The sequence below is a fragment of the Halomonas sp. DP4Y7-1 genome, from assembly GCF_019800705.1.
GTDB lineage: Bacteria > Pseudomonadota > Gammaproteobacteria > Pseudomonadales > Halomonadaceae > Halomonas > Halomonas litopenaei_A.
The window spans coordinates 1-818 of the sequence record NZ_JAHVKS010000032.1 but is presented as its reverse complement, the minus strand read 5'-3'; the positions used below and the strand labels follow the sequence as shown (position 1 = coordinate 818).

General features: G+C 64.5%; 1 protein-coding gene. It reads left to right on the top strand.

From position 1 onward, the window contains the following. Window positions 1-818, top strand: an 818-nt coding sequence (locus KUV72_RS19705; RefSeq protein WP_222239518.1) for a hypothetical protein, incomplete at both ends; no start/stop codon positions are given.

Sequence of the window (818 nt, the reverse complement as noted above, 5' to 3'; positions counted from 1 at the left end):
ACGCTGACACTGGGCGACGCCGACACCGACGTCGTGACCTTCAATACCGCCGAAGGCGTGTTGACCGTTGGTCGCGATGGCAGCTGGACCTTCGAGGCCAATAACAACCTCGACCAGGCAGAGAGCCCGTCGATCAACTTCACCATCGAGACCGTCGATAGCGATGGTGATACCGCCTCCGATAGCCACACCGTCACCATCACCGACGGTACCGGCCCGACGGTCACCGTCACCGACAGCGATCCGGCGACCACCAACGCCGCCGTGTCCCTGGATGATGCCGAGACCGAAGGCGACGCTTCCTCTACGGACGTGGCCAGCCTGACCTTTACCGCGGGCAGCGATGCCATTGCCAGTATCGGCTTTGGCGATACCGGTGCCATCAGAGTCGATGGCCTTAATGGCACTCTGACCTGGACCTTGAACTCCGCCGGTCAGCTGGAAGGGCGCACCGAAGCCGGTGGCGAACCGGCCATTACTCTGACGCTGAATAACAACGGCTCGGTGACGGCTGGCCAGTCCGCGGTAGTGACCGTGACCGCCACCCTGGCGGACAGCCTGGTCCACGCCGATGGCGTTGATGCACTGACCATCAGCGGCATCACCGTGGTCGGCACCGACACCGACGGCACCAGCACGTCTGCCAATGTGGGCGTGACGGTGGCGGACGATCAGCCGACGCTGCAGATCGGCGACTCCACTGAGCCGGGTACCGCGACAGTCGTGGAAGGCCAGAGCGTCAACGGCAGCTGGACCACCGATGCCGGTGCCGATGGCGCCACCGTGACCGTCAGCGTGGGCAGCGAGACGCTGACACT